General features: G+C 70.5%; 1 protein-coding gene. It reads right to left on the bottom strand.

Annotated features, from left to right (window positions below):
- Positions 1 to 87: 87 nt before the first annotated feature.
- A complete protein-coding gene (locus tag G6018_RS08420; protein WP_347237834.1) occupies positions 88 to 1,143 on the bottom strand; it encodes a peptidoglycan recognition family protein in 1,056 nt (351 codons plus the stop codon).
- Between the last annotated feature and the right edge of the window lie 282 nt (positions 1,144 to 1,425).

Genomic DNA, 1,425 nt, shown 5'->3' with positions numbered 1-1,425 from the left:
AGAGCGTTCCGCACACATCCGCCGAGCTTGGAGGCAGGTGTGCGGAACGCTCTTTTCGATGGGAGAGGTGGGTCCGTCAGACGACGCTCAGGAGCCGAAGGCGGCCGAGGAGATCGCGTTCGGGGACCAGCCGCGCGCGGCGGTGTCGCGGATGAACTGCATCTGCGGGTAGAACGAGTTGCCCGGGCAGGCGGTCCCGCCCCAGTCGCGGTGGCCCGAGACGGCCGGCATGTTGCGCGTGGCACCGCCCTGCGGGTTGCGGTAGGTGATGCCGCCCCGCGGGTTGATGCCCGTGGCCGAACAGAGGGCACGAACGCAGTCGATGGTCGCGCCCACGGCAGCGGGGGTCGGCGGCGCTCCGGTGAAGTCGCCCAGCACGCAGATCCCGATATTGCCGTTGTTGACGCCGCCCGTGTGGCCCGCGGTGACCACCGGGGGAGCGATGCCGGCGACCGGAGGCACCTGGAAGACCGGGGTCCCGCCGACGGTTCCGCCGCGGCCCTGGTAGATCCGGCCCTCCGGGTCGATGAGCAGGTGGTACCCGACGTCGCCCCAGCCCAGTGTGTTGGCGTGGTAGTTGTAGATCGCGCGCACACTCGCGGCGCGGTCCGGTCCCACGGGCGAGGCCGTGTGGTGGATCGTGATCGCCTGCGCCGGGTGGAACTGCGGTGCCCAGCGGTTCCCCGAGACGTCACCGGCGCCCCATGCCGCCCGCGGGATGATCGGCAGGCCGAGCGTTCCGACGCTGCCCAGGCTGTAGTTGCGCGGTGCAGCCCGGCCGTCGTCGAACGCGGTGGCACGGGCGCCGGCGGGAGCGTCGACCTCGTAACCCACGGACCCCTGCGGCGCGGCGACGAGATCGGACGCGGGAGTGCTGCCGCTGTCCGGGGCGGAGTCCATCGCCTCGAGCGGGAGCCAGTCGCCCACCGAGCCGTCGGGGAACGCGAACCGGATCCGGCCGGCGATCTCCTCGGCGCTGGGGAAAGTGACCCCCACGTAGCCGAGAGGGCCGTTCGGCTGGATCATCCCGCTGCCGGTCGGGACCGACTTGAGCAGGTCCTGGGCCATGCCGAGGGAACCGGTGTCGAACGGGTTGGCCCCGGCGAGGGGGCCACGGACGGAGGAGGCGACTGCGACGCCCACCCCGACTGACGCGGCGGTGAGAAACCCACGGCGTGAAACGGGCATAAGGGTGTACTCCAGACTTGTACTGCAGAAACTGACGCCTGGCATATCGGCGCGATCGACGGCCACATTACGCGCTCGGCGTAACCAAATCGAGACCTACGTTACCGAAGTGATACATGTGGCGAGTGAGGTTCATGAGGCGTATCCGGAGCCTCTACTAGGGGGAATCGGCGGGCCCGACGCCGGGCCACGGGCCTACTCGGTCACTGGCCACGCGCGCCCGGGCCCCACTCGGTC

Origin of the sequence: Dietzia sp. DQ11-44, from assembly GCF_014145205.1 — a bacterium.
Lineage (GTDB): Bacteria > Actinomycetota > Actinomycetes > Mycobacteriales > Mycobacteriaceae > Dietzia > Dietzia natronolimnaea.
This window is presented reverse-complemented; position numbering and strand designations above follow the sequence as displayed.